This window comes from Bradyrhizobium iriomotense, assembly GCF_030160715.1.
GTDB lineage: Bacteria > Pseudomonadota > Alphaproteobacteria > Rhizobiales > Xanthobacteraceae > Bradyrhizobium > Bradyrhizobium iriomotense.
On sequence record NZ_BSOW01000008.1, the window covers coordinates 254,345 to 276,463 of the forward strand.

General features: G+C 63.5%; 17 protein-coding genes and 1 pseudogene. 15 read left to right on the top strand and 3 right to left on the bottom strand.

All coding sequences use genetic code 11. The annotated features are described in order from the left end of the window. The first annotated feature begins 35 nt into the window (after window positions 1-35). From QQL28_RS14210 to QQL28_RS14230, 5 genes are all read left to right on the top strand, one after another. Entirely contained in the window at window positions 36-1,766 is a 1,731-nt protein-coding gene (locus tag QQL28_RS14210; RefSeq protein ID WP_284266024.1) for an ATP-binding protein, read from the top strand. A gap of 160 nt (window positions 1,767-1,926) precedes the next feature. After that, the gene (locus QQL28_RS14215; RefSeq protein WP_284266026.1) at window positions 1,927-4,827 is read left to right on the top strand and encodes an ATP-binding protein; all 2,901 of its coding nucleotides are present in this window, start codon (window positions 1,927-1,929) and stop codon (window positions 4,825-4,827) included. 269 nt (window positions 4,828-5,096) lie between these two features. Next, window positions 5,097-6,872 (top strand): di-heme-cytochrome C peroxidase, encoded by a 1,776-nt coding sequence (locus tag QQL28_RS14220; protein ID WP_284266027.1) that lies wholly within the window; start codon window positions 5,097-5,099, stop codon window positions 6,870-6,872. Window positions 6,873-6,967: 95 nt separating this feature from the next. Further along, on the top strand, window positions 6,968-7,549 hold the full coding sequence (locus QQL28_RS14225; protein WP_284266029.1) for a peroxidase-related enzyme: 582 nt from the start codon (window positions 6,968-6,970) through the stop codon (window positions 7,547-7,549). Window positions 7,550-7,746: 197 nt separating this feature from the next. Next, window positions 7,747-8,172 carry a GFA family protein gene (locus QQL28_RS14230; RefSeq protein WP_284266031.1) on the top strand — a complete coding sequence of 142 codons (426 nt, stop codon included), beginning with the start codon at window positions 7,747-7,749 and terminating at the stop codon, window positions 8,170-8,172. 31 nt (window positions 8,173-8,203) lie between these two features. On the opposite strand, the gene QQL28_RS14235 is transcribed toward QQL28_RS14230, so the two are convergent. Then, window positions 8,204-8,362, bottom strand: coding sequence for a hypothetical protein (locus tag QQL28_RS14235; RefSeq protein WP_284266033.1), 159 nt, complete (start codon window positions 8,360-8,362; stop codon window positions 8,204-8,206). A 421-nt stretch (window positions 8,363-8,783) separates the two neighbouring features. On the opposite strand from QQL28_RS14235, the gene QQL28_RS14240 reads away from it, so the two are divergent. Then, entirely contained in the window at window positions 8,784-8,939 is a 156-nt protein-coding gene (locus QQL28_RS14240) for a hypothetical protein (RefSeq protein ID WP_284266035.1), read from the top strand. Between the two features lie 14 nt (window positions 8,940-8,953). On the opposite strand, the gene QQL28_RS14245 is transcribed toward QQL28_RS14240, so the two are convergent. Next, the gene (locus QQL28_RS14245) at window positions 8,954-9,577 is read right to left on the bottom strand and encodes a ParB-like protein (protein WP_284266037.1); all 624 of its coding nucleotides are present in this window, start codon (window positions 9,575-9,577) and stop codon (window positions 8,954-8,956) included. Between the two features lie 108 nt (window positions 9,578-9,685). Here QQL28_RS14245 and QQL28_RS14250 point away from each other — a divergent pair, with 108 nt between their 5' ends. The 7 genes from QQL28_RS14250 to QQL28_RS14280 all read left to right on the top strand — a co-directional run bounded on the left by QQL28_RS14250 (window position 9,686) and on the right by QQL28_RS14280 (window position 15,506). Next, on the top strand, window positions 9,686-10,582 hold the full coding sequence (locus QQL28_RS14250) for an ion channel (RefSeq protein ID WP_284266039.1): 897 nt from the start codon (window positions 9,686-9,688) through the stop codon (window positions 10,580-10,582). 113 nt (window positions 10,583-10,695) lie between these two features. Beyond that, a complete protein-coding gene (locus QQL28_RS14255) occupies window positions 10,696-11,043 on the top strand; it encodes a hypothetical protein (protein WP_284266041.1) in 348 nt (115 codons plus the stop codon). A gap of 220 nt (window positions 11,044-11,263) precedes the next feature. After that, a complete protein-coding gene (locus QQL28_RS14260; protein WP_007592476.1) occupies window positions 11,264-11,551 on the top strand; it encodes an acyl carrier protein in 288 nt (95 codons plus the stop codon). A 10-nt stretch (window positions 11,552-11,561) separates the two neighbouring features. Further along, complete coding sequence (locus tag QQL28_RS14265) at window positions 11,562-12,026, top strand: 3-hydroxyacyl-ACP dehydratase FabZ family protein (protein WP_284266158.1); 465 nt, start codon at window positions 11,562-11,564, stop codon at window positions 12,024-12,026. 2 nt (window positions 12,027-12,028) lie between these two features. Then, entirely contained in the window at window positions 12,029-13,237 is a 1,209-nt protein-coding gene (locus QQL28_RS14270) for a beta-ketoacyl-ACP synthase (RefSeq protein ID WP_284266160.1), read from the top strand. 50 nt (window positions 13,238-13,287) lie between these two features. Further along, the gene (locus QQL28_RS14275; RefSeq protein ID WP_284266162.1) at window positions 13,288-14,565 is read left to right on the top strand and encodes a beta-ketoacyl-ACP synthase; all 1,278 of its coding nucleotides are present in this window, start codon (window positions 13,288-13,290) and stop codon (window positions 14,563-14,565) included. Between the two features lie 8 nt (window positions 14,566-14,573). Next, window positions 14,574-15,506: a lipid A biosynthesis lauroyl acyltransferase gene (locus tag QQL28_RS14280; RefSeq protein WP_284266164.1), complete on the top strand. Its 933-nt coding sequence runs from the start codon at window positions 14,574-14,576 to the stop codon at window positions 15,504-15,506. A gap of 189 nt (window positions 15,507-15,695) precedes the next feature. Here QQL28_RS14280 and QQL28_RS14285 read toward each other — a convergent pair whose 3' ends face one another. Then, window positions 15,696-17,417 (bottom strand): winged helix-turn-helix domain-containing protein, encoded by a 1,722-nt coding sequence (locus QQL28_RS14285; RefSeq protein ID WP_284266166.1) that lies wholly within the window; start codon window positions 17,415-17,417, stop codon window positions 15,696-15,698. A 184-nt stretch (window positions 17,418-17,601) separates the two neighbouring features. On the opposite strand from QQL28_RS14285, the gene QQL28_RS14290 reads away from it, so the two are divergent. Together QQL28_RS14290 and QQL28_RS14295 are read left to right on the top strand one after the other, a co-directional pair. Next, window positions 17,602-21,804: an autotransporter outer membrane beta-barrel domain-containing protein gene (locus tag QQL28_RS14290; RefSeq protein WP_284266168.1), complete on the top strand. Its 4,203-nt coding sequence runs from the start codon at window positions 17,602-17,604 to the stop codon at window positions 21,802-21,804. Between the two features lie 37 nt (window positions 21,805-21,841). Then, window positions 21,842-22,119: pseudogene (locus tag QQL28_RS14295) on the top strand (hypothetical protein); the annotation flags it as partial.

The following is a 22,119-nucleotide window of genomic DNA, read 5'->3' on the forward strand; positions in this document are numbered from 1 at the left end:
GCGAACAAATCCTCTTTGTTGCCAGGTTCATCATCGTGACATCCTTTGGACGCGTGATTTCGGTACGCGGATCGCTTGCCCGGGTCGGGCTTTTGGCGGAAAGCCGGATGCCGATCTCGGAAGTGCGCGCCACCGTCGGCCGCTTCGTAAGCATCCGCTGCGCAGGCTCGATCATCGTGGCGATGATCACCGAGGTCTCCTGCGAGAACCTCGGAAACTCCGACACCTATATCGCCATCGCCTCCGTCGACCTGCTCGGCGAGATCCTCAATGCCAGCGACAAGGCCAAGTTCCAGCGCGGCGTCACCAACTATCCGACCATCGGCGACGCAGTCGACCTGATCACCAGCCAGGAGCTGCGCACGATCTACGCGCCGACGGGATCGGACCAGATCAACGTCGGCTTCCTGCAACAGGACCGTTCCGTCGTCGCCTATGTCGACGTCGAGGAAATGCTTTCCAAGCATTTCGCGGTGCTCGGCTCCACCGGCGTCGGCAAATCGACCGGCGTGTCGCTGCTGCTCAACGAGATCCTCAAGGCGCGCCCGAACCTGCGCATCTTCCTGCTCGACGTCCACAACGAATATGGCCGCTGCTTCGGCGACCGCGCGCTGGTGCTCAACCCGCGGAACCTGAAGCTGCCGTTCTGGCTGTTCAATTTCGAGGAGATCGTCGACGTGCTGTTCGGCGGTCGGCCCGGCGTGCCCGAAGAGCTCGACATCCTCGCCGAGGTCATCCCGATCGCCAAGGGCGTCTACACCCAGTATCAGAATGCCGACCGCATCGGTTTGAAGCGCGTCGATCCCAAGCAGGTCGGCTTCACCGTCGACACGCCGGTGCCGTACCGCCTGGTCGATCTGATCTCGCTGATCGACGAGCGCATGGGCAAGCTGGAAAACCGCTCCTCGCGCATCGTCTACCACAAGCTGATCTCGCGTATCGAGGCGGTACGCAACGATCCGCGCTACGCCTTCATGTTCGACAACGCCAATGTCGGCGGCGACACCATGGCGGAGGTGATCAGCCATCTGTTCCGCCTGCCAGCCAACGGCAAGCCGATGACGGTGATGCAGCTCGCCGGCTTCCCGGCCGAGGTCATCGACTCCGTCGTCTCGGTGCTCTGCCGCATGGCGTTCGATTTCGGCCTGTGGAGCGACGGCGTCTCGCCGCTGCTGTTCGTCTGCGAGGAGGCGCACCGCTATGCGTCCGCCGACCGCAATGTCGGCTTCGGGCCGACCCGCAAGGCAGTGTCGCGCATCGCCAAGGAAGGCCGCAAATACGGCGTCTATCTCGGCCTCATCACCCAGCGTCCGGCCGAGCTCGACGCCACCATCATCTCCCAGTGCAACACGCTGTTCACGATGCGCCTGGCCAACGACCGCGACCAGGCGCTGCTGCGCGCCGCGGTGTCGGACGCGGCCGCGAACCTGCTTTCCTTCGTGCCCTCGCTCGGCACCCGCGAGGTGCTTGCGTTCGGCGAAGGCGTGGCACTGCCGACGCGACTGCGCTTCAAGGAGGTACCGCCGCATCAATTGCCGCGCGGCGAAGCGACCATCAGCAGTGTTCCCTCGGTCACCGCCGGGCACGACATGCATTTCGTCGGCGCCGTGCTCGAGCGCTGGCGCGGCGCCACCTCGCAGCGCGACGCGCCGAACGATCCGGTGTTCTCGGCGCCGCCTGCGAAGAGCCTCGACGCCCCGATGCTCCAGCCGTCGATGGGGCTCGACCCCGACCGCTTCTCGCTGTTGAAGAAGCCGCTAAGGTAAGACCAGTCGCATCGCAGACGATTTCCGTTCGCGAAAGCCGGGCGATCAGTACGCCGCAGCGCCCGGACCCAAGCCGGTTGCGCGCTCTGGCGCATAGCGGAAGGTTGGTCCTTCGTGCTACCCTGCGTCTAAAGCTGGTTTGAGCGCACGGGGCGACAGGATGGCCGTGGGCAGCGCCAATACTGCGGATCGTAACATCATAACGGTTCTCGCCGTCGACATGGTGGGTTCAACTCGCCACATCGCGGAGTCCGATCCCGACGAGGCGCAAGCATTTCTCGACCAGTGGCTGGATCACATCCGCAGTTCCGTGGAGCGTCTCGGGGGACAGATTGTCCACTACGCCGGAGACGGCGGCATCGCGATCTTTGGCTGGCCGACCGCATATGAGGATCATGCGGATCGTGCATGCATCGCAGCCTGGGACATTCAGAGTCACCGCCAGTCGACCGGCCCGGGGGGAGCTCCGGTCAATTTTCGCGTCGGGGTTCACTCCGGCCTGGTCGGTCTGCGCATGGGCGGTCGCAATGCGATCGCGCGCTTTGACGTTGCCGGCGCGACGGTGCACGTTGCCGCCAAATTGCAGCAGGACGCGATGCCGGGCGAGGTTCGCGTCAGCGCCGAAACCGCAAAGCTGTGCCGATCGTCACTTGACCTCGCGATGCACAAGTCGTCTTCCGGGATCGCCGATCGGGTCATCGAGGCCTACACGCTGAATGCCCGGCCGGACGATGTCGATCACAACGACGTCGCTCGCCGCTATCAAAATCCGATGGTGAATCGGATCGACGAACTCGCGACTCTTCGTGAACGGCTCCCGCGCGTGGGCGGCAAAAGTTCCTCCGTGGCCGTGCTGGGCGAGCCGGGTATTGGCAAGAGCCGCCTTGCGACGGCCGCGATGACCGACGCGCTGACCTCGGAAGCGAGATGTTGCGTCTTCTATGGCGGCGTACAGAGGCGCGTTACGGCATTTGCCGCCGCCCGCGCCCTGGTAGGCGAATTGCTGAGTGCAAGCAGCCTGTCATCGGCTGAACACATTCGCGGGACGCTTGCGGAATTGGACGTCGAGGCAGGCGATCGCAGAAAGCTCGAGGCCCTGTTCATCCCTGGAAAAGCGCAGGCACGCCAACGACTGGGCGACAACACGCAAACGCAGATTGCACGCGCGCTCGTCAACGCCTTCCTGGCATTGGCACTCAACAGGCCAACGCTCCTGCTGATCGAAGACCTCCAGTGGATCGATCCGGAAAGCCGTCACTTCCTCAAATTGCTCGCACGCGCAAATAAGTCACAGCCGCTTTGCATATTGCTGACCGGACGCCCGGAATCGTCGAAACAGGCTGCCGACATTGCGGAATTGGTCATTCGTCTGCAACCGCTGTCGCGGAGCAACATGGAGGCTTTGGGGCGCCAGTTGTGGCCGAAAGACCGATCTCCGGGCGTGTTTGCCAGAGCGATCGATCGCGCCGACGGCGTGCCCTTCGTGTTGGAGGAGGTTTTGCGTTCGGCGGATGCAACCAACGCAATGAGCGAGCAATCACTGCCTCAGAGCGTCGAATCCGTGATTCATGCGCGGCTGCAACGGCTTTCACCGAAGATAAAAACATTCGCGCAGACGCTCAGCCTGTTGGGGGAGGAAGTTGAAATCCAATTGGCTACGGCGGTGCTCGGCGTAGAAATGGGCGAGCTGTTGAATGCGCTGTTCGAGCTCGACCGATTTGCATTTATCCACCCGCTCGCGGGCAACTCCGTGCGTTTCAGGCATCAGATCATCGCCGAGGCCTGTGCAAACACGATACCGCGCGATCGACGGCGAGAAATCCATCGGGCCGCCATCGAGGCGATTATTCGGCGCTACCCAAATCTGAATGGTCGCCACGAACAGCTGGCCTTCCACGCAGAGGAAGCCGGAGATTCTGTCGCCGCACTTGACCATCTCTGGGAGGCTGCCGTTGAAGCACGCCGCAACGCCGCCGCCTCATCGCTCAGTCTGATATATGACCGGGCGCTCAAGCTCATTGAACGGTTGGGGGAAGCTGCCGAAGAAAAATATGTCGACTTCGGTCGAATGAGCTTCGCTTCGATGTTGCAGCTCGGCGAATTCAACAAGGTGAACATGCATCTGCCGCGCACCATGGAGCTGGCGCGGCGCCAAGGCAAAGCTGCCCAGGTGTGCAGCGTTCAGTCGCAACTCGGGATGATCTACTGGTTTGAAGGCCGGTATGAAGAAGGGTTGCAGATCACGAGCGAGGGGCTGAGAACGGCCCGCGCGCTGGAATCGCCCGCGCTCATATTTTCAAATCAAACCATCATGGCGAATGTGCTGTACAGCATGGGCCATGTCGATCGCGGGATTGCCGCGATGGACGAACTCAATGAAATGCTTACGGGAGAACTCGAAAATGCCCGGCTCGGGACACCAGCCGGTCCGAAATGCACGGTCTTGGCATTCAGGAGCTGGTTCATGAATGCAACAGGTCAATATGCGGAGGCGCTTGAATTCGCCCGCCGCGCATTGGAGATCGCAGTTCGCGAGCAGGATTCATACGGTGAAGTGCTCGCCCGCATCACGATGGGGCGGAATCTCCTCATGCTCCACCGAAATGACCAAGCCGTGGAATGTTTGTCAGTCGCAAGGGAGATCGTCGAACGCAACGGCTACGATACCAGCAAGGCCAACCTGACGGGAGCACTCGCGACCGCGCTTGCGCGAACAGGCCAGGCGCATCAGGCCGTCGGCCTGGTAGAGACCTGCATCGAAAGCGGCATGCATCTGCGAACGGGCCAGATCGAGGTCTGTTATCTCCATGCAGGCTATGCCGAGGCCCTCGTTCGGGATGGGAAATCCGAGCCTGGACTGAGTGCCTTGGATCGCGCTCTTTCCATCGCCAGGACCGTCAGGAATCCATGGCTGATTGTCGAATGCCTTGGTTTGAGGGCCCGACTGCTCGCTGAGACGAAGCCGGGCGCCCCCCGCGTCGATGAGGATCTCGCCGAGATGCACGCGATTTGCGATCAATATGGCGTTGTCGCATGGGACGGATCCCGGCTCGTGGTCTAGCAACCCGCGGCTCGCCGCGCTTCCACGAACGCTGCCTGCAATCCGGACGAGTTCGACCTTGACGCGAAAATGGCAAGACGTACAATTGCGATCAGCTGGCGGATATTCCTGACAATGTCCGCCGCTACACGCGCCAGCTGCGCCTCTTTAACTTCGCTCATTACCGTGAGCTCGTGTCCAGCGAGCTCACTCGGCATATCTCGCGCAACGACGCGGATCCTGGTTTTGAAGAATAGGTGATCGAGTCATAGTTTTTGGAGGGTCATGCGATGCGTCGTGTCGCTTTCCTCATTCGCTTTGCGCTCTTCGTCGCGGCAAGTTCGGGAATAGAGGCCGCTCTTGGCGATCCGATATATGTCGACCAGGGCCGAGATTGGACAACGGCGGAAAGAACAGATTTCTACATACGCGATCAAGGCTCGCGCCTGATTAACCTCGCCTGGTTGCAGGCTTTGAAGGCGCGCGACGGACAACCGTTCCTCTCGGATAGCATGTCCCGATACGGCTTTCTCCCGAATCCGGGCAACACCACCAACCTCCCCGTCGGCTTCCACACCACAGGTTCGGGAGACGCCCAGATTGTCGGGGTAACATGCTCCGCATGTCACACGCGACAGCTTGAAGTCGACGGCAAGGCGTACCGCATCGACGGCGGTCCGGCCTTCATCGATTTCCAGGCATTCCTGAGCGACCTGGACAAGGCGGTAGGAGACGCAACCGCCAGCAAGGCGGCGTTCGATGCATTTGCTGCAGCGGTGCTCCGGAGCGCAACACCCGCCGCCGCCGATGTTGACAAGCTACGTCAGAGGGTTGACGCATGGTACCGGCGCTTTCACACGTTCGTGGCCGGGACATTGCCGGCAGTTGGCTGGGGGCTTGGACGTCTGGACGCGATCGGGATCATCTTCAACCGCATATCCGGCACCGACGTTGGGCCGCCACCTGATTTTTTGATCCCGGAGAACATGAAGATTGGCGATGCGCCGGTGCGCTATCCTTTCCTGTGGAATTCACCGATGCAGAGCCAGACCGACTGGGCCGGTTTTGTGTTGAATGGAAACCGCGTCTTCGCACTGGCTCGGAACACGGGACAGGCTCTCGCATTCGGCAACTTCGAACCAAGGCGTTCGTTCGGCCCGTTCTTCAACTATGCCAACTCCATCAACTTCGATGGACTGAAACGACTCGAGGAATTGCTCCTCAAGATGGGCCCGCCAAAATGGCCATCCGATTGGCCCATCGACTCGAAGCTGGCTCAAGACGGTCAAAAAATCTTCGAGAGGCAGTGCAGCAAGGGATGTCACGAGAAGAAGGAAGTCCGTGCCCTGCGCGACCTGTTTGTTACGACGTGGGTGACGCCGATCCAAAACGTGGGCACCGACACACGTCAATACGACGAGCTTGGTTGGAGAGTGAAGACCGGCGCGCTGAAGGGAGCAGGTATTCCGTTGATCGCCAGGCACCTCGATGAGGAGGATTATGCCGTCCACATGATGTTCAGTGCAGTCGCCGGAGCGATCCTGGAAAATAAGCTGTTTCTGAGGAGCGACATCGGCTCCGGTGACGGCTTCGGCTCCTCCGTGACTCCCAACGGGCAAACGGCGCCCTCCACACCCCGCCCTCCATCACTGGCTCCGGTGCAGGCGTCCACTGCGCCGCCGCCCAGCAGCGCGGAACCTCCGGACCAGCCGGAAAGCCTGACGATCGAACCTGGCACGCTTCTCGAGCGGACCCTCAACAGAGGCGAGTATGAAGCTCGCGTGTTGGAGGGAATTTGGGCCGCAGCACCTTATTTGCATAACGGCTCGGTGCCGACCTTGGCGGAGTTGCTCGTGCCGCCCGCGAAACGCAAGGCATACTTCAATCTCGGCGCGAAATACGACATCAAGAATGTTGGTCTTGATGTCGACCAGAACGGTCCGGCTCGCGATGTCACCGATTGCAATGACCTCAATTCAGGAAACAGCCGATGCGGTCACGACTATGGCACACGCTTGACCATCGATGAAAAGAAGGCGCTTCTCGAATACTTGAAGACTCTCTGAGCGCTCGACTTGCGCGGGGCGCCTCCGCGCTTTGCGCGAAGTATTGCGATCGACTATGTTCCGGAAATCCCGAGCGCCTGATCCGGAACATCGTCATGTCCTCACCATCCGCAAAACGCTTCCCCGCCCCCGCCCTCGGCAGTCTGCCCGAGGACATCCGCACGCGCCTCCTTGCCGTGCAGGAGAAGAGCGGCTTCGTGCCCAACGTGTTCCTGACGCTGGCCTACCGGCCCGACGAGTTCCGCGCCTTCTTCGCCTATCACGACGCGCTGATGGAGAAGGATAGCGGCCTCACCAAGGCTGAGCGCGAGATGATCGTGGTGGCGACCTCGGCGGCCAACCAGTGCCAGTATTGCGTGATCGCGCATGGCGCGATCCTGCGCATCCGCGCCAAGAATCCGGTGATCGCCGACCAGGTCGCGGTGAACTACCGCAAGGCCGACATCACGCCGCGGCAGAAAGCGATGCTCGATTTCGCAATGAAAGTATCCGCCGACGCGCAGCGGATTTCCGAGGAGGATTTCGCGGCGCTAACACCTCACGGTTTCAGCGACGACGACATCTGGGACATCGCCGCGATCTCGGCATTCTTCGCGCTGTCGAACCGGCTGGCGAACTTCACGGGCATGCGGCCGAATGACGAGTTTTACCTGATGGGGCGCCTGCCGAAGCAATGATCGCCTCGCTCGACTGGCACCGCGCGTGGGCGCGAGGAGTGAGTTGAAGACCGCGCGCGTCCGGCGGAGAGCGCTTGCCGCGTCTCCCGGCACATCCAGCATGCTGACAGAATGCTGGCAGCAGCGCTCGCCTACGGTCCGCCGAGATGCCCGGCAGCGGCCGTGGCGACATCCGGAAAGCGGAGGATGAGATGACCATGACCGATCGTACGGGAGGATGTGCGTGTGGGGCGATCCGATTCAGGGTCACGGCGCCGCTGATGGGCGTCGGGGTCTGCCACTGCACCGACTGTCAAAAGGCCTCGGGCGGCGGGCCGAACTATGTCGCGCTCGCGCCGAAGACCGCCCTCGAGGTCACGAAGGGCGAGGCACGGATCTACTTCAGCAAGGGCGATAGCGGTGGAGACGTCGGGCGCGCCTTCTGTCCGGATTGCGGGGCTCCGTTGTGGAGCCTGCCGCCGCATGCTCCGTTCGCGACCATCAAGCTGGGCGCACTCGACCACAACTCTGACCTGACGCCGGGCCTGCATCTCTATACGTCGTCGGCACAGCCCTGGCACCTGATGCATGAGGGCGTGCCGACCTTTCCCAAAATGCCGCCGTCTCCTCCGCCCGGAGCATGAGCGACTGCCGTTGACCCGATGATAGGCAGCATCACTGATGCTTCGCCATCAACTCGGCCGCCGGGGCGAAGCGTTCAGCGAACGTGGCTGCCTTGGCGTCGCGGGCTGCGCCGAGCGAGGCCGAGAGGAACGTGTGAAACCCTACTGTGGCGACCGCGAGCAAGGCGGCGGCGAAGACGAAACGGCGCATTCCTCCCTCCTTTGTGGGCTCGACTACCCCAAAGGATGAAGCGGCTTTGTTTCAGGACCTCTTCGTGCGGCCGGAAAATGATTTCGCTCAAGAGACCGTGATGAGGTCCAGGCCGTGAATCTACGTGCCCCAACGGGGTTCGCATACCTTCGTATAGCCCCCTCATCCTTTTTTATGCCCTCCGCATAGACTCGTACAATTGAGCGGCGGCGAGAAATTCTTATGCTCGCAGACTAGTCCAAAGCGACGCATGAACGACGCGAACTTCACTCTCGAAGAGAGCGACTAACAATAGTCACCGTTGTTTTACGTAGACGCGAGTCGTGTTGGGAATTATGCGCTCGGGATCACGATCATGAATCGCAAGACTGTCGCGACAAGCAGCCTTTGCAGGAAGGCAGGATCTCTAGGGAATACTCAAATGAACGTCGTCATTCAGAAGCTCAATGGCCTGTGGCACCTCATCGTCGGGTCGTGCCAGATCCGCACGCCTTTCCTGGACACCCAGGATCGCGAGCTGGTCGTCACTTACGCCCGGCGCGTCTACCCCGGCGCTAAGATCTTCCAGCGCGACTGATGTGAGCGTCGCGCCTAATCCTCCGACGCAGGTCCGCACCAGCCGGGCAGATAGATTGCGTCCTTGATTTTTGCCGCAGCCAGCGCCTTCTCCAGCGCCTTGTCGAAATTGGCATCGACCGCCTTGCGCGACAGCTTGCGGCGCAAATAATCGGCCCACAGGAATTCGGAGAATGGCGTGGTGTCCTTGGCGAAGCCGCCCATGCGGCGGAGTTCGCCGGCGAGACTGCGGAACGGGTCGTCCTTGAGATCGGCGATCGATTTCGGCAGGTCCTTGAAATGCCGCCGCTCGCCCTTGGCATCGTAGGGGTAGACCCAGCGCTTGTTGTCCATCACGCCCCAGAAGGCGTCGCGCTCGACCATTCTGAGGTCGCCGACAATCGTCACCAGCACGTCCTTGACGCCCTCGTCGTGCAGCGCGCGAGCCAGGTGATGATGGTCGATGACGTAGTAGCGCTCGTCCGGCCCGTGAACCACCGGGATCATGTGCCTGCCGAGCGAGTCCGCCTGCTTCTGCTTGTCCTGCTCACGCCAGCGCTTGCGCTTCTCCTTGACCTCGCGCATGCCGACCGTCATTTGCGTCGGCCTCAGCGACAGGATCGGCACCGGGTGCACTCTGGGCTCGCGCGTGTTGGTCATGATCGAAAACCCCACAAAGGTTGCAAAGAACGTCCTGAAGTCCGTACGATTATGCCATGACGGCCGGGACGGCAAATGCCGCTGCGGCGCGAAGAGATCAAAAAACGGATGCTTAAAATCCAAAATGAACGGACGGCCAGAGCGCGGATCGTCAGGCTCGGCGGGCGCGAGATCATCGCCGAGGGCTTGACGCTGAATTTCTGGGCCGACATCAGCCATCGGTGCATGACGGCGTCCTGGCCCATGTTTATCGCGAGCGCCGCGCTGGTCTTTCTCGCCTTCAACGCGTTCTTCGCCTTCTTTTACTGGATCGGCGACCTGCCGATCTCGAACGTCCCCGGCGGCGCCTATATCGACTACTTCTATTTCTCGATCGAGACGCTCTCGACCGCGGGCTACGGCGACATGCACCCGCAGACCCATTACGGGCACCTCATTGCGACGGTCGAATTGTTCACCGGCATCTTCTCGATGTCGCTGATGACCGGGTTGATCTTCGCCCGCTTCTCGCGGCCGAGCGCGCGGCTGTTGTTCGCCGAAAATCCGGTGATCTCGCTGCACGAGGGCAAGCCGACGCTGATGGTCCGCCTCGCCAATGAGCGGCACAACATCATCGCCAATGCCAATGCGCGGCTCTGGGCGTTCAAGAGCGCGGTGACGAAGGAAGGCCGGCCGCTGCGGCGCTTTTACGAGCTCGCGCTCGACCGCAACGAGATCCCCGGCCTTGCCTTGAGCTGGACGCTCTATCACACGCTCGACGAGACGAGCCCGCTGCATGGTTTGTCAGCGGAAGACATGGAAGCCGCGACCGTCGCGCTCATCGTGGTGCTGTCGGGCTACGACGTTGTTGCAGCGCAAACGGTGCATGCCCGCAAATCCTACGAGCATTTCGAAATCAGGTTCGGTCACCGCTATGCCGACATCCTCGATACGCAGGACGATGGACGGCAGCGCATCGACTACGGCAAGTTCCACCAAACACTGGAAACGACTGGCGAAGGATAATTCCGAATGCGCAGGCGCACGCTGTATTTGCGAAGATTTTCTGCAACGCCTCGTGCCCGTGTGCTATCTAAATTTCGCTGCTTCGAAAGCTGATCCGCGACCCATCCATTGGCATGAAAACCCAGCGGCCCATAACCTCGGACGACGAGCACCGGGTGCTCCAGTTCAGGCCGCGCAGCCAGCTCCAGGGCGTAAGCCGGCGGGGGAACGGGACCGTGCAGCCGCTGCAAGCCCAGCCCGCACCGGAACCGCTCGATCTCTCGCGTTATGAGCAGCCCCGTGGCGAGCCGGACGACTTCCGCCACCGCATGCTCGCCAACATCGCAGCCCTCGCCTTTACCATCGCGCTCACCGCGATCGGGATCTGGCTCGCGGTCAGCATTGCCGACCTCAGGCGGACCCAGGATTGCGTACTGATGGGCCGGCGCGACTGCGTGAAGATCACGACGCCTCATATCTAGGCAGGGCGGCGCGGAGAGCCCGATTCGCGGGGCTCGGGCCGGCATTCCCAGCCCTATCCCGGGGCTTGCCCGGCTCCATTGAACTCAGGGCTGCCCTCCGATATACGGGCACTCGACCCGGCCAGAGGGCGTTTGAGGGCATCACTCGGGGCGCGATGCCCGCCCACCGTGCCTCTCTGGAACATCTGAAAAATACCCGCAATATATCAAAGGCTTAGTGATGTCCTCTACATTCGATCAGGTCGCCACGATCATCGCTGAAACCTGCGACATCCCGCGCGACACGATCACGCCGGATAGCCACGCCATCGACGATCTGGGCATCGACAGCCTCGATTTTCTGGACATCGCATTCGCGATCGACAAGCAGTTCGGCATCAAGCTGCCGCTGGAGAAGTGGACTCAGGAGGTCAACGACGGCAAGGCAACCACCGAGCAGTATTTCGTGCTGAAGAACCTGTGCGCGCGCATCGACGAGCTGGTGGCGGCCAAGGGCGCGAGCGCCTGATCGCGCGACCATGCAACTCGAATACTTCCACATGATCGATCGCATCGTCGACCTCAAAGTCGACGAGAAGCGGATCGTCGTCGAGGCGCTCGTTCCGAAGGAAAGCACCATCTTCGAGGGACACTTTCCGGGCTATCCCCTGATGCCCGGCGTGCTCCTGATCGAATCGATGGCGCAGGCCTCGGGCTGGCTGCAGCTCGGCGTGTTGAAGTTCGAGCGCATGCCGATCCTCGCCGCCGTGAAGGAGGCCAAGGTCCGCGGCTCGGTCTTCCCCGGCGATCTCATGAGCATCGAGGCTACCCTCGTCCACGAGGGTTCGGGCTATGCCATGACCGAAGCCAAGATCAGGGTCGGCGGCAAGCTGCGCGCGAATTCGACGCTCACCTTCACGCAGATTCCCTTCCCCAATGCGGATATGCGCGGCTACATGGACGCGTTCGCCAAGCGCATCGGCTTTCCGCAACAGGCCGTTTGACCATGACTGACACTCCTGCTTCGAAGCCCGGCCAGACGGAAGTCTGGATCACCGGTATTGGGCTCGCCACTTCGCTCGGCGAAGGACTTGACGCCAACTGGGCCGCGCTCGGCGAGCGGCGCATCAACGTCGACGAGAAAGGGTTTGCCCCTTTCATCGTGCATCCCCTGATGCCGGTCAGTTTCGACAGCCAGATCCCGAAGAAGGGCGACCAGCGCCAGATGGAAGCCTGGCAGCGCATCGGCACCTATGCGGCCGGTTTGGCGCTCGATTCGGCCGGGATCAAAGGCAACAAGGACATCCTGTCCAAGATCGACATGGTGGTCGCAGCCGGCGGCGGCGAGCGCGATCTCAACGTCGATACCGGCGTGCTCACAGCCGAGGCCAAGGGCGCCAATGCGCCCGGCTTCCTCAACGAGCGGCTGATGAGCGATCTGCGGCCGACGCTGTTCCTGGCCCAGCTCTCCAACCTGCTCGCCGGCAACATTGCCATCGTGCATGGCTTAGGGGGCACCTCGCGCACCTTCATGGGCGAAGAGGTGGCGGGCGCGGATGCCACGCGCATCGCACTGGCGCGGATCGCCTCGGGCGAGAGCGACATTGCGCTGGTCGGCGGCTCGCATAATGGCGAGCGCAAGGACCTGATGGTCCTCTACGAGTTCGGCGACTTCAACCTGAAAGACAAGTTCGCTCCCGTCTGGGCGCGCAAGGACCACGCCGGCTTCGCGCTCGGCTCGGCCGGCGCGTTCCTGGTGCTGGAATCGAAGGCCCATGCGGAAGCGCGCGGCGCAAAACCGTTCGCGAAGCTGACCAGCGTGGTGGCCGATCTCGCCAGGCGCAAGCAGCCGGGCGAGTTGACCGCGACGCTTGAGAAGTTGTGGTCGAAGCTGCCCAGGGGCGAGGGCAAGGGCGCGATCATCACGGGGGCAACCGGCGCGGAGCCGGCGACCGCCGAGGAGCGCACGTTTCTCGAGAGCCATACAGACTTCCCGGTTCGCGCCACCGGTACCATGTTCGGCCACACCATGGAGACGCAGTTCCCGCTCGGGATCGCGCTCGCCGCACTGTCGCTCTCGCGCGGGGCGCTGTTCCCGCCGAACGATTCGACCGGCCTCGAGATTGAAATGCAGGGGGCTCCGACCCAGATTGTGGTGGTGGGAGCCGGACACTGGCGCGGCGAAGGCATGGCGCTGGTGGAAGCCGTCAGCTGAGCTGCGCGTTCGGCTGGTTGTTTGGCACGATTGAGACGAGCGGGGGAAACATGACTGCACCACGCGACAAATTCGGACGGCCCGTCGTCGTCGTCACCGGCATGGGCATCATGACCTCGCTCGGCGCCGGCAAGGCCGACAACTGGTCGAAGCTCGTCGCCGGGCAATCCGGCATCCGCACCATCACGCGCTTTCCGACCGACGGGCTGAAGACGACGATGGCCGGCACGGTCGATTTCGTCAGCGTCGATCCGTTCTCCTCCACCGGCCTCTCCGAGCGGATGGCCGAGATGGTCACGGAGGAAGCGCTGGATCAGGCCGGTATCGGCGCCAAGGGCGACTTCCCGGGTCCGCTGTTCCTGGCGGTCGCGCCGGTCGAGGTGGAATGGCCGCAGCGCCGTGAGCTCGGCCGCGCCGTCGGCAAGCCCGACTTCACCTATGATGATCTCCTGCGCATCTCCGGCGGCGGCAAGTACAACGCCTATCATCACCGCTTCATGTTCGGCTCGGTCGCGGCCTATCTCGCCGAGACCTTCGGCACCAAGGGCTCGCCGATCTCGCTGTCGACGGCGTGCGCCTCGGGGGCGACCTCGATCCAGCTCGGCGTCGAGGCGATCCGCCGCGGCGAGACCGACGCTGCGCTGTGCGTCGCAACCGACGGCACGGTCAATCCGGAAGCGCTGGTACGCTTCTCGCTGCTCTCGGCGCTGTCGACCCAGAACGATCCGCCGCAGGCGGCCTCCCGCCCCTTCTCCAAGAACCGCGACGGCTTCGTCATGGCCGAGGGCGCAGGCGCCCTAGTGCTGGAAAGCTATGAGGCTGCGACCGCGCGCGGCGCAAAAATCCTCGGCGTGCTCGCCGGCTGCGGCGAGCTCACCGATTCCTTCCATCGCACCCGCTCCTCGCCGGACGGCAAGCCGATCATCGGCTGCATGAAGAAGACGCTGGCCGATGCCGGCATGGAGCCGGACCAGATCGACCACATCAACGCGCACGGCACCGCGACGCCCGAAAACGACAAGATGGAGTACAATACGACATCGGCCGTGTTCGGCGAGCTCGCGCAGAAGATTCCGGTCACCTCCAACAAGTCGATGGTCGGCCACACCATCTCGGCCGCCGGCGCCGTGGAGGCGATCTTCTCGCTGCTCACGCTCGAGCATCAGCGCATTCCGCCGACCATCAACTACGACAATCCGGATCCCACGATCCTGTTCGACGTCGTCGGCAACACCGCGCGCGATGCCCGCGTCACCGCGGTGATGTCGAATTCGTTCGGCTTCGGCGGCCAGAACGCATCCCTGATCCTGACCCGCGAACCGGCCTGACCTGACGCATGGCGCTGCTTCCTGCGAGCACGAAGGCCCGCGCGCGGGAGGCTGCCAAGTCGATCGGCGGCGGCCTGATTGGCGCGGCCACCGTCGGCATGCTGCGCACCACGCGCTATTTCGATCCGGTCAAGACCTCGGACTTTTTCGCGCGCGTCACCAAGACGATCGGCCCGCGCCTGCGCGAGCACCGCATCGGCCGCGCCAACCTCAGCGCGGCATTTCCGGAAAAGTCTCCCGAAGAGATCGAACAGATCCTGATGGGCGTGTGGGACAATCTCGGCCGCGTCGGCGCCGAGTTCGCCCACATGGACCACGTCTGGGATTACGACCGCGCGCATCCGGAGAAGAGCCGGATCGAATTGCCCCAAAGCAGCATCGAACGGTTCGACCATATCCGCGACGACGGCAAGCCGGCGCTGATCTTTGCGGCGCACCTCGCCAATTGGGAATTGCCGGCGCTCGCCGCCGTCGCGCACGGGCTGGACGCTGCGATCCTCTACCGCCGGCCGAACATCGCGTCTGCCGATCGCATCATCCAGGAGATGCGCCAGGTCAACATGGGCACGCTGATCCCCGCGGGCCGCGACGCGCCGCTGCGGCTCGCGCAGGCGCTCAAGGACGGCAAGCACGTCGCCATGCTCGTCGACCAATATCTGACTGGCGGCGTCGAGGTCACCTTTTTCGGCCGCAAGACCCGCGCCAATCCGATGCTGGCGCGTCTGCTTCGCCAGGTCGAATGCCCGATCCACGGCGTGCGCATCATCCGCAAGCCCGGCTTTCGCTTTACCGCCGAGCTGACCGAGGAAATCCCGCCGGTGCGCGATGCCGACGGCAAGATCGACATCCAGGGCACCACGCAGACGATCACGAACGTTGTGGAAGGCTGGGTCCGCGAGCATCCCGAGCAGTGGCTGTGGCTGCACCGAAGGTGGCGGTAGTTATTACTCCGTCATTGGACTGCCGTTCCTCATCCTGAGGAGCGCGGAACGCGCGTCTCGAAGGATGAAGGCCCGGCTATCGGCCTCGCCCTTCGAGACGCGCGCGAAGGGCGCGCTCCTCAGGGTGAGGGTCTGTCTTTCTGGATTGCGTCGAGAGGCATGGACGACGCGAACCGGTATGAGCCGCCCTCACTGCTCCGGCAACCCCGCGTCGACCTCGGCCTGAACGACGCGCTCCCAGGCTGCGATGCAAACCGGACTTGCGTTCTTCATCGGCGGCCAGACGTTGAGCCTGGTCGTACCGGGCCGCAGCCTCAGCCCCTCCGCAATCGCCGCCCTCGCCTCCTCGAATCGGCTCGTTCTCCGGTAAGCGGCAGCGAGCAGAAAGTGCGAGCGGCCGGTCCCCGGCGTGATCGCGATCGAACGCTGCAGCCACGGCAACGCCTCCTCGTCGCGCCCCATCAAGACATTCGCCATGCCTGCGCCGAGCAGCCAGGTCCAGCGCGAGGCCGGCGGCGTGTCGTAACGATCGGCTTGCCGGAATGTCGCGAGCGCATCGTCGAAGCGGCCGAGATAGATCTGCCCGAGGCCGATCAGATAGAGCGCAGACCCGTTCCACGGATCGAAGCTCAACGCCTTGGCGCAGGTGACGAGACTTTCGACGAAATGATTGGTCGCGCTCAGGAAGCGGCAATGGGCCTCGAGCACCGGAATCGAATTCGGCTTCGCCCGCAACGCCTGCTCGAGCGTCGCATTGGCCCTCGCCTCGACCGTAACAGCCTCCTCCGGGCTGAACCAGACCATCTGGATCCCGCGCATCTGGAGCGAGGCGAGCGCGACGGCGAGATCGACATTATCAGGGTCGTCGGTGAGCGCCTTTTGCAGCATCGCCTGTGCCGCGCCAAAACGCTCGCGCGTGGTTTGGTTGATCGAGGCGAGCGCCTGCTCGACGGCCACCCTGTCGCCGCCCGTCGACGATTTGCGGCTCGCAGATGACGATGCGCTCGGCTCCAGAATTTCGTTGAGGCGGCGCGCGAGCACATGGCCGACGCCCGCGGCGAGCCGGGACTGCGCAAGCGGCGCGTCCGCCTCGTCGGCGCTGACCGAGGCCGCGACGACCGACTGAACCTCACCGGTGCCCGCCTTGATGATGCGCGCCCGCAGCGTCCAGGATTGATCGCTGTGCTGCAACTCGCCGCGCAGTTCGAAATCGGACGAGGTGCCCGGCGCGGCGCTGCTATCGCCGCCCGCAGCCGCCGCCAATCGTGGCGCAACCACGCTGATGTTCTGGATCTTGGCAAAGCCGTCCGTAAGACGGCCGGTGACCTCCGCCGCCATCACCGCCCCACGCGGATCGTTGCTGGCATCGACGATCGGCATCACGGCGAGCCGCGGCGGCGTTCGCCTGAACAGGAGGTCCGGCTTCAGCACGGGTGCGGCAACCGCAAGCCCCACGACGATCACACAGAGTCCGGCCACGGCGGCCACCAGGGCCTGCCGGCTCAAGCCGAACATGGCGCGTTGTGGCGCCGCGGCGACCTCGGCCGGCAGTTCACTCCTGCCCGCCGAATCCGGCCGGGTCGCCTCGGCCTGCGCCGTGACCTCCGGCGCGGCCACCACCTCCGTCGCCAGCAGATAGCCGCCGCCGGAGGCGAGCTTGATCAGCTGCCGCCGCTCGTCGCCGAGCGCGGTGCGGAGCTCGCGGATGCATTGGAACAGGCTGTCCTCGCCGACATGCACATTCGGCCAGACCGCCTCCATCAGTTCCTGCTTGCTGAGCACCCGGCCGCCGCTGCTGGCGAACAGGCGGAGCATCTCGAAGGTCTTCGGCCGGAGCTTGATCGCAACGCCGTCCAGCCCTCGCAGCTCCGCGCGCTGCTGATCCAGCTCGAAGCCGGCGAAACGAAGCACGCTACCCCCCAAGTGTCTCTGCAGCTCGCTCATATAGTGAAAGTTTGCCGAAAGTGACCGAAAAACGGGTCTGAAGCAGAAATATCAGAAAGCTTCAGAAACTCGCCACCGCCTTATCAGGACACCGCGCCGCCGCCAATGAGAAGAATCCCGCTGAGACTCGCTGTGCGTGCCGGGGGAAGTGGTGTCGACGGGGAAATATTATTTCATTGCTGGCCGCAGCCTGCGCGCCGCGCTGCTGACGTCATCGGCGCTGGCGCTGGCCTGGACGCTCCCGGCCGCACCGGCGCACGCCGCAGCGAATGGCACCTGGCTCACCTCTCCCGGCAGCAACGACTATGGCACCGGCTCCAACTGGGACGGCGGCTTCGTACCGCCGGCCACGGCCTCCTTCGGCGCCTCCAATACCACCAGCCTGGTGATCTCGAGCGCCAGCGTCGGCGGCTGGACCTTCAATGCCGGCGCTTCGAACTACACGTTTTACGTCGGCAACACGCTGAACTTCACGGGTGCCGGCATCAGCGTCAACGGCGGCAGCGCCACCATCAACAACTACGGCGCCGTGAATTTCCTCAACGGCAGCACGGCCGGCAGCGCCACCATCAACAACAACGGTGAGTTAGTCTTCTTTGGTTCAAGCACCGCCGGCAACGCCACCATCAACAACACCACCGACCTCCAGTTCGTGGACAACAGCACGGCCGGCAATGCCACCATCAACAACAGCAACGTTGGCAGCATACTGACTTTCTTCAATTCAAGCTCGGCCGGCAGCGCCACCATCACCAACAATTACATCGTCCGGTTCCGGGACAACAGTACGGCCGGCAATGCCGCCATCATCAACAATGGCGGCGCCTCGGTCGATTTCTCCCTCACCACGGGATTGAACGGCGACAACAAGATCAGCGCCGGCTCGATCGCCGGGGCCGGCTCTTACAACCTCGGCGCCAATGAGCTGACGGTCGGCTCCAACAATGCCTCGACCGAGGTCAGCGGCGCCATCTGGGGCGCCGGCGGCTCGCTGGTCAAGGTCGGCACCGGCACGCTGACCCTGTCGGGCACCAACAGCTATACCGGCGGCACCACGATCAACGGCGGCACGTTACAGCTCGGCAGTGCCGACGGCGTCGGCTCCATTGTGGGGACCGTTAACGTTGGCAGCTCGGGCGCATTCGACGTCGTCAACGCCGACACCAGCGGCATCACCACCATCACCAACAGCGGTCTTCTGAACTTCAGGAACACCAGCACAGCCGGCAGCGCCACCATCACCAACAACTACTATCTGTACGTCTGGGACACCAGCACAGCCGGCAGCGCCGCCATCACCAACAACCGGTTCTTGGGGTTCTACAATCTCAGTTCGGCTGGCAGCGCCACCATCACCAACAGCAGCATGCTGACTTTCAACGACACAAGCACGGCCGGCAGCGCCGCCATTACCAACAATGGCAGCATGAGTTTCTACGACACCAGCACCGCGGGCAGCGCCACCATCACCAACAACACCAATCTGTTTTTCAACGGCGCCAGCACGGCGGGCAATGCCACCATCACCAACGACAACAATTTGCAGTTCTTCAACTCCAGCACGGCGGGTCATGCGGCCATCACCAACACCAGCACCCTGGAATTCAACGACACTAGCACGGCGGGGAGCGCCACCTTCGCCAACAGCTTCAGGATATTTTTCTTCGGCGCCAGCACGGCCGGCAGCGCTGTTATCACCAACAATACCGGCGGCACGACCTCCTTCCAGGACAATTCGACCGCCGGCAATGCGCAGCTGATCAACAACGCGGCCAACGCCGTGTTCGATTTCTCCGGCAGCTCCGGCCCGAACGGCGACCACAAGCTCAGCGCTGGCTCGATCGCCGGCGACGGCACCTTCTCACTCGGCGCCAACGAACTCACCGTCGGCGGCAACAATCTGTCGACCGCCGTCAGCGGCGTGATCGCCGATGGCGGCGCGAGCGGCGGCACCGGCGGCTCGCTGGTCAAGACCGGCACCGGCACGCTGACGCTGTCAGGCACCAACACCTATACCGGCGGCACCACCTTCGCCGGCGGAACGGTCAGCGTCTCCTCGGACGCCAATCTCGGCGACCTCGCGGGCAGCCTGACCTTCAACGGCGGCACGTTGCAGATCACAGGCACGACATTCGGCGCCACCACGCGCAGCATCAATTGGGGTGCCGCCGGCGGCACATTCGACATCGCTGCTGCAGCCAACAATTTCACCGTTGGTCAGGTCCTCAGCGGCGGCGCGCTGACCAAGGCCGGCGCCGGCTCGCTGACCCTGACCAGCGCGGACACATTTTCCAGCGTGACTGTCACCGCCGGCACGCTCGTGTTCTTCAATACGACGGCCGGCAGCAACGACATCACCAACAACGCGCAGTTGACGTTCTACGGCCACTCCACGGCCGGCGACGCGACCATCGTCAACAGCGGCAACGTGCTGTTCGACGGCAACTCCACGGCCGAAAACGCGCAGCTCATCAACACCACCTCCAGCGCCGTCATCGACTTCAACACCCCCGGCCCGGGCAGCGACGGCAAAATCAGCGCCGGCTCGATCGCCGGCAGCGGCACCTTCAACCTCAACGGCGAAGAATTGACGGTTGGCGGCAACAATCTGTCGACCACCGTCACCGGCGTCCTCACCGGCGACGGAAGCATGACCGGGACATCGCTGATCAAGACCGGCACCGGCACGCTGACCTTGGCGGGCATCAACACCTACACCGGTGCAACCGTCGTGGATGCCGGCGCGCTGCTCGTGAACGGCTCGATCGCCGCCTCAAGCGGGGTCACCGTCAACAATGGCGGCATCCTGGGCGGCGGCGGGACGGTGAGCAGCACGACCGTCAACGCCGGCGGCACGCTGGTGGCCGGCAACGGCACGGCCGCCTCATCGCTGACCATCACAGGCAGCCTCGCGCTGCAGTCCGGCGCCGCCTACATCGTGCAGATCAATCCGGCGACGTCGAGCTTTGCCAATGTCTCCGGAACCGCGACGCTCGGCGGCTCGACGCTCAAAGCGGTGTATGCCAATGGCAGCTACGTTGCCAAGCAGTACACCATCCTGACCGCTGGCAGCATCAACGGCACGTTCGGCTCAGTCGTCGAGACCAACCTGCCGTCGAACTTTCACAGCACGTTGAGCTACGATGGCACGCACGCCTACCTCAACTTGATCCTGAACTTCGTCGCGCCCCCGGGCCAAGGCCTCAGCGGCAATCAGCAGAGTGTCGGCAACGCCATCATCAACGCCTTCAATGCCAATGGCGGCATCTCGCTGGTCTATAGCGGGCTCACCGCGGGCGGCCTGACGCAGGCCTCAGGTGAAACTGCCGCAGGATCACAGCAGACCACGTTCCAGGCCATGGGCCAGTTCATGGGCCTGCTCACCGATCCCTCCGGCGCCAGCCGCGAGAGCGGCGGGTCCGCGTCGTCGGCCTATGCCGACAGCGCGCCGGCAGGCGCCGCACGCGATGCCTTCGCCATGTTGCCGCCTGCCAAAACCTTCGAGCAGCGCTGGAACGTGTGGGTCTCAGGCTTCGGCGGCTCGCAGACCACGGATGGCAACACCGCGCAGGGATCGAACAGCGCGACCAGCCGCCTGTTCGGCACGGCCGCCGGCGCCGAGTATTGGTTCTCGCCGCAGACGCTCGCTGGCTTCGCGCTGGCCGGCGGCGGCACGACTTTCTCCGTCGTCAATGGCGGCACCGGCCGCTCCGACCTGTTCCAGGCCGGCGCCTATCTCCGCCACAGCAACGGTCCAAGCTATATCTCGGCGGCCCTCGCCTATGGCTGGCAGGACGTCACCACCGATCGCACCGTGACGCTTGCCGGCGTCGATCATCTGCGGGCCGAGTTCAACGCCAATGCGTGGAGCGGACGTCTCGAAGGCGGCTATCGCCTCACTGCACCATGGATTGGCGGCGTCGGCATCACCCCCTATGCCGCGGGCCAGTTCACGACGTTCAATCTGCCCGGCTATGCCGAGTCCGTTGTCTCGGGCAGCAACGCCTTCGCCCTCGCCTATGCCGCCAAGAGCGTCACCGATACGCGCACTGAGCTCGGCCTGCGCACCGACAAATCCTTCGCGCTGACGAACGCCGTCCTCACCCTGCGCGGCCGCGCCGCCTGGGCACACGACTTCAATCCGGATCATTCGGTCGCAGCAAGTTTCCAAGCACTCCCTGGCGCGAGCTTCGTCGTCAACGGCGCGCGGGCTGCGAGCAATTCCGCACTGACCACGGCCTCCGCCGAGATGAAATGGCTGAACGGTTGGTCGGCAGTTGCAAGCTTCGAGGGTGAGTTTTCCAGCGTGACACGTTCCTACGCCGGCAAGGGCACGGTTCGCTATGCGTGGTGATCAATGCGCGGCCGCGATCGAATTGAGGACTGATCTCGTGTCGCATAAGCAACGCTGGTTGGCGGCCGCGATCGTCTTCTCGATGCTTTTCTCGATACTTTTCCTGGCCACCCCGACGCTTGCGCAAAGCGGTGGCGCCGGCGGTGACGGCGACTACGCCCCGACGGGACAAATCGGCGGCGCCGGCGGCGTTACGGGTGTCAATGGCGGGGTCGGCGGCAACGGCGGCGCGCCGAACCGGTCGTGTCAATGCACCGGCGGCGGCGGCGGTGGCGGCGCTGTGGGGGCAGCGGGCGGAGCTGGTGGCCCGGGCGG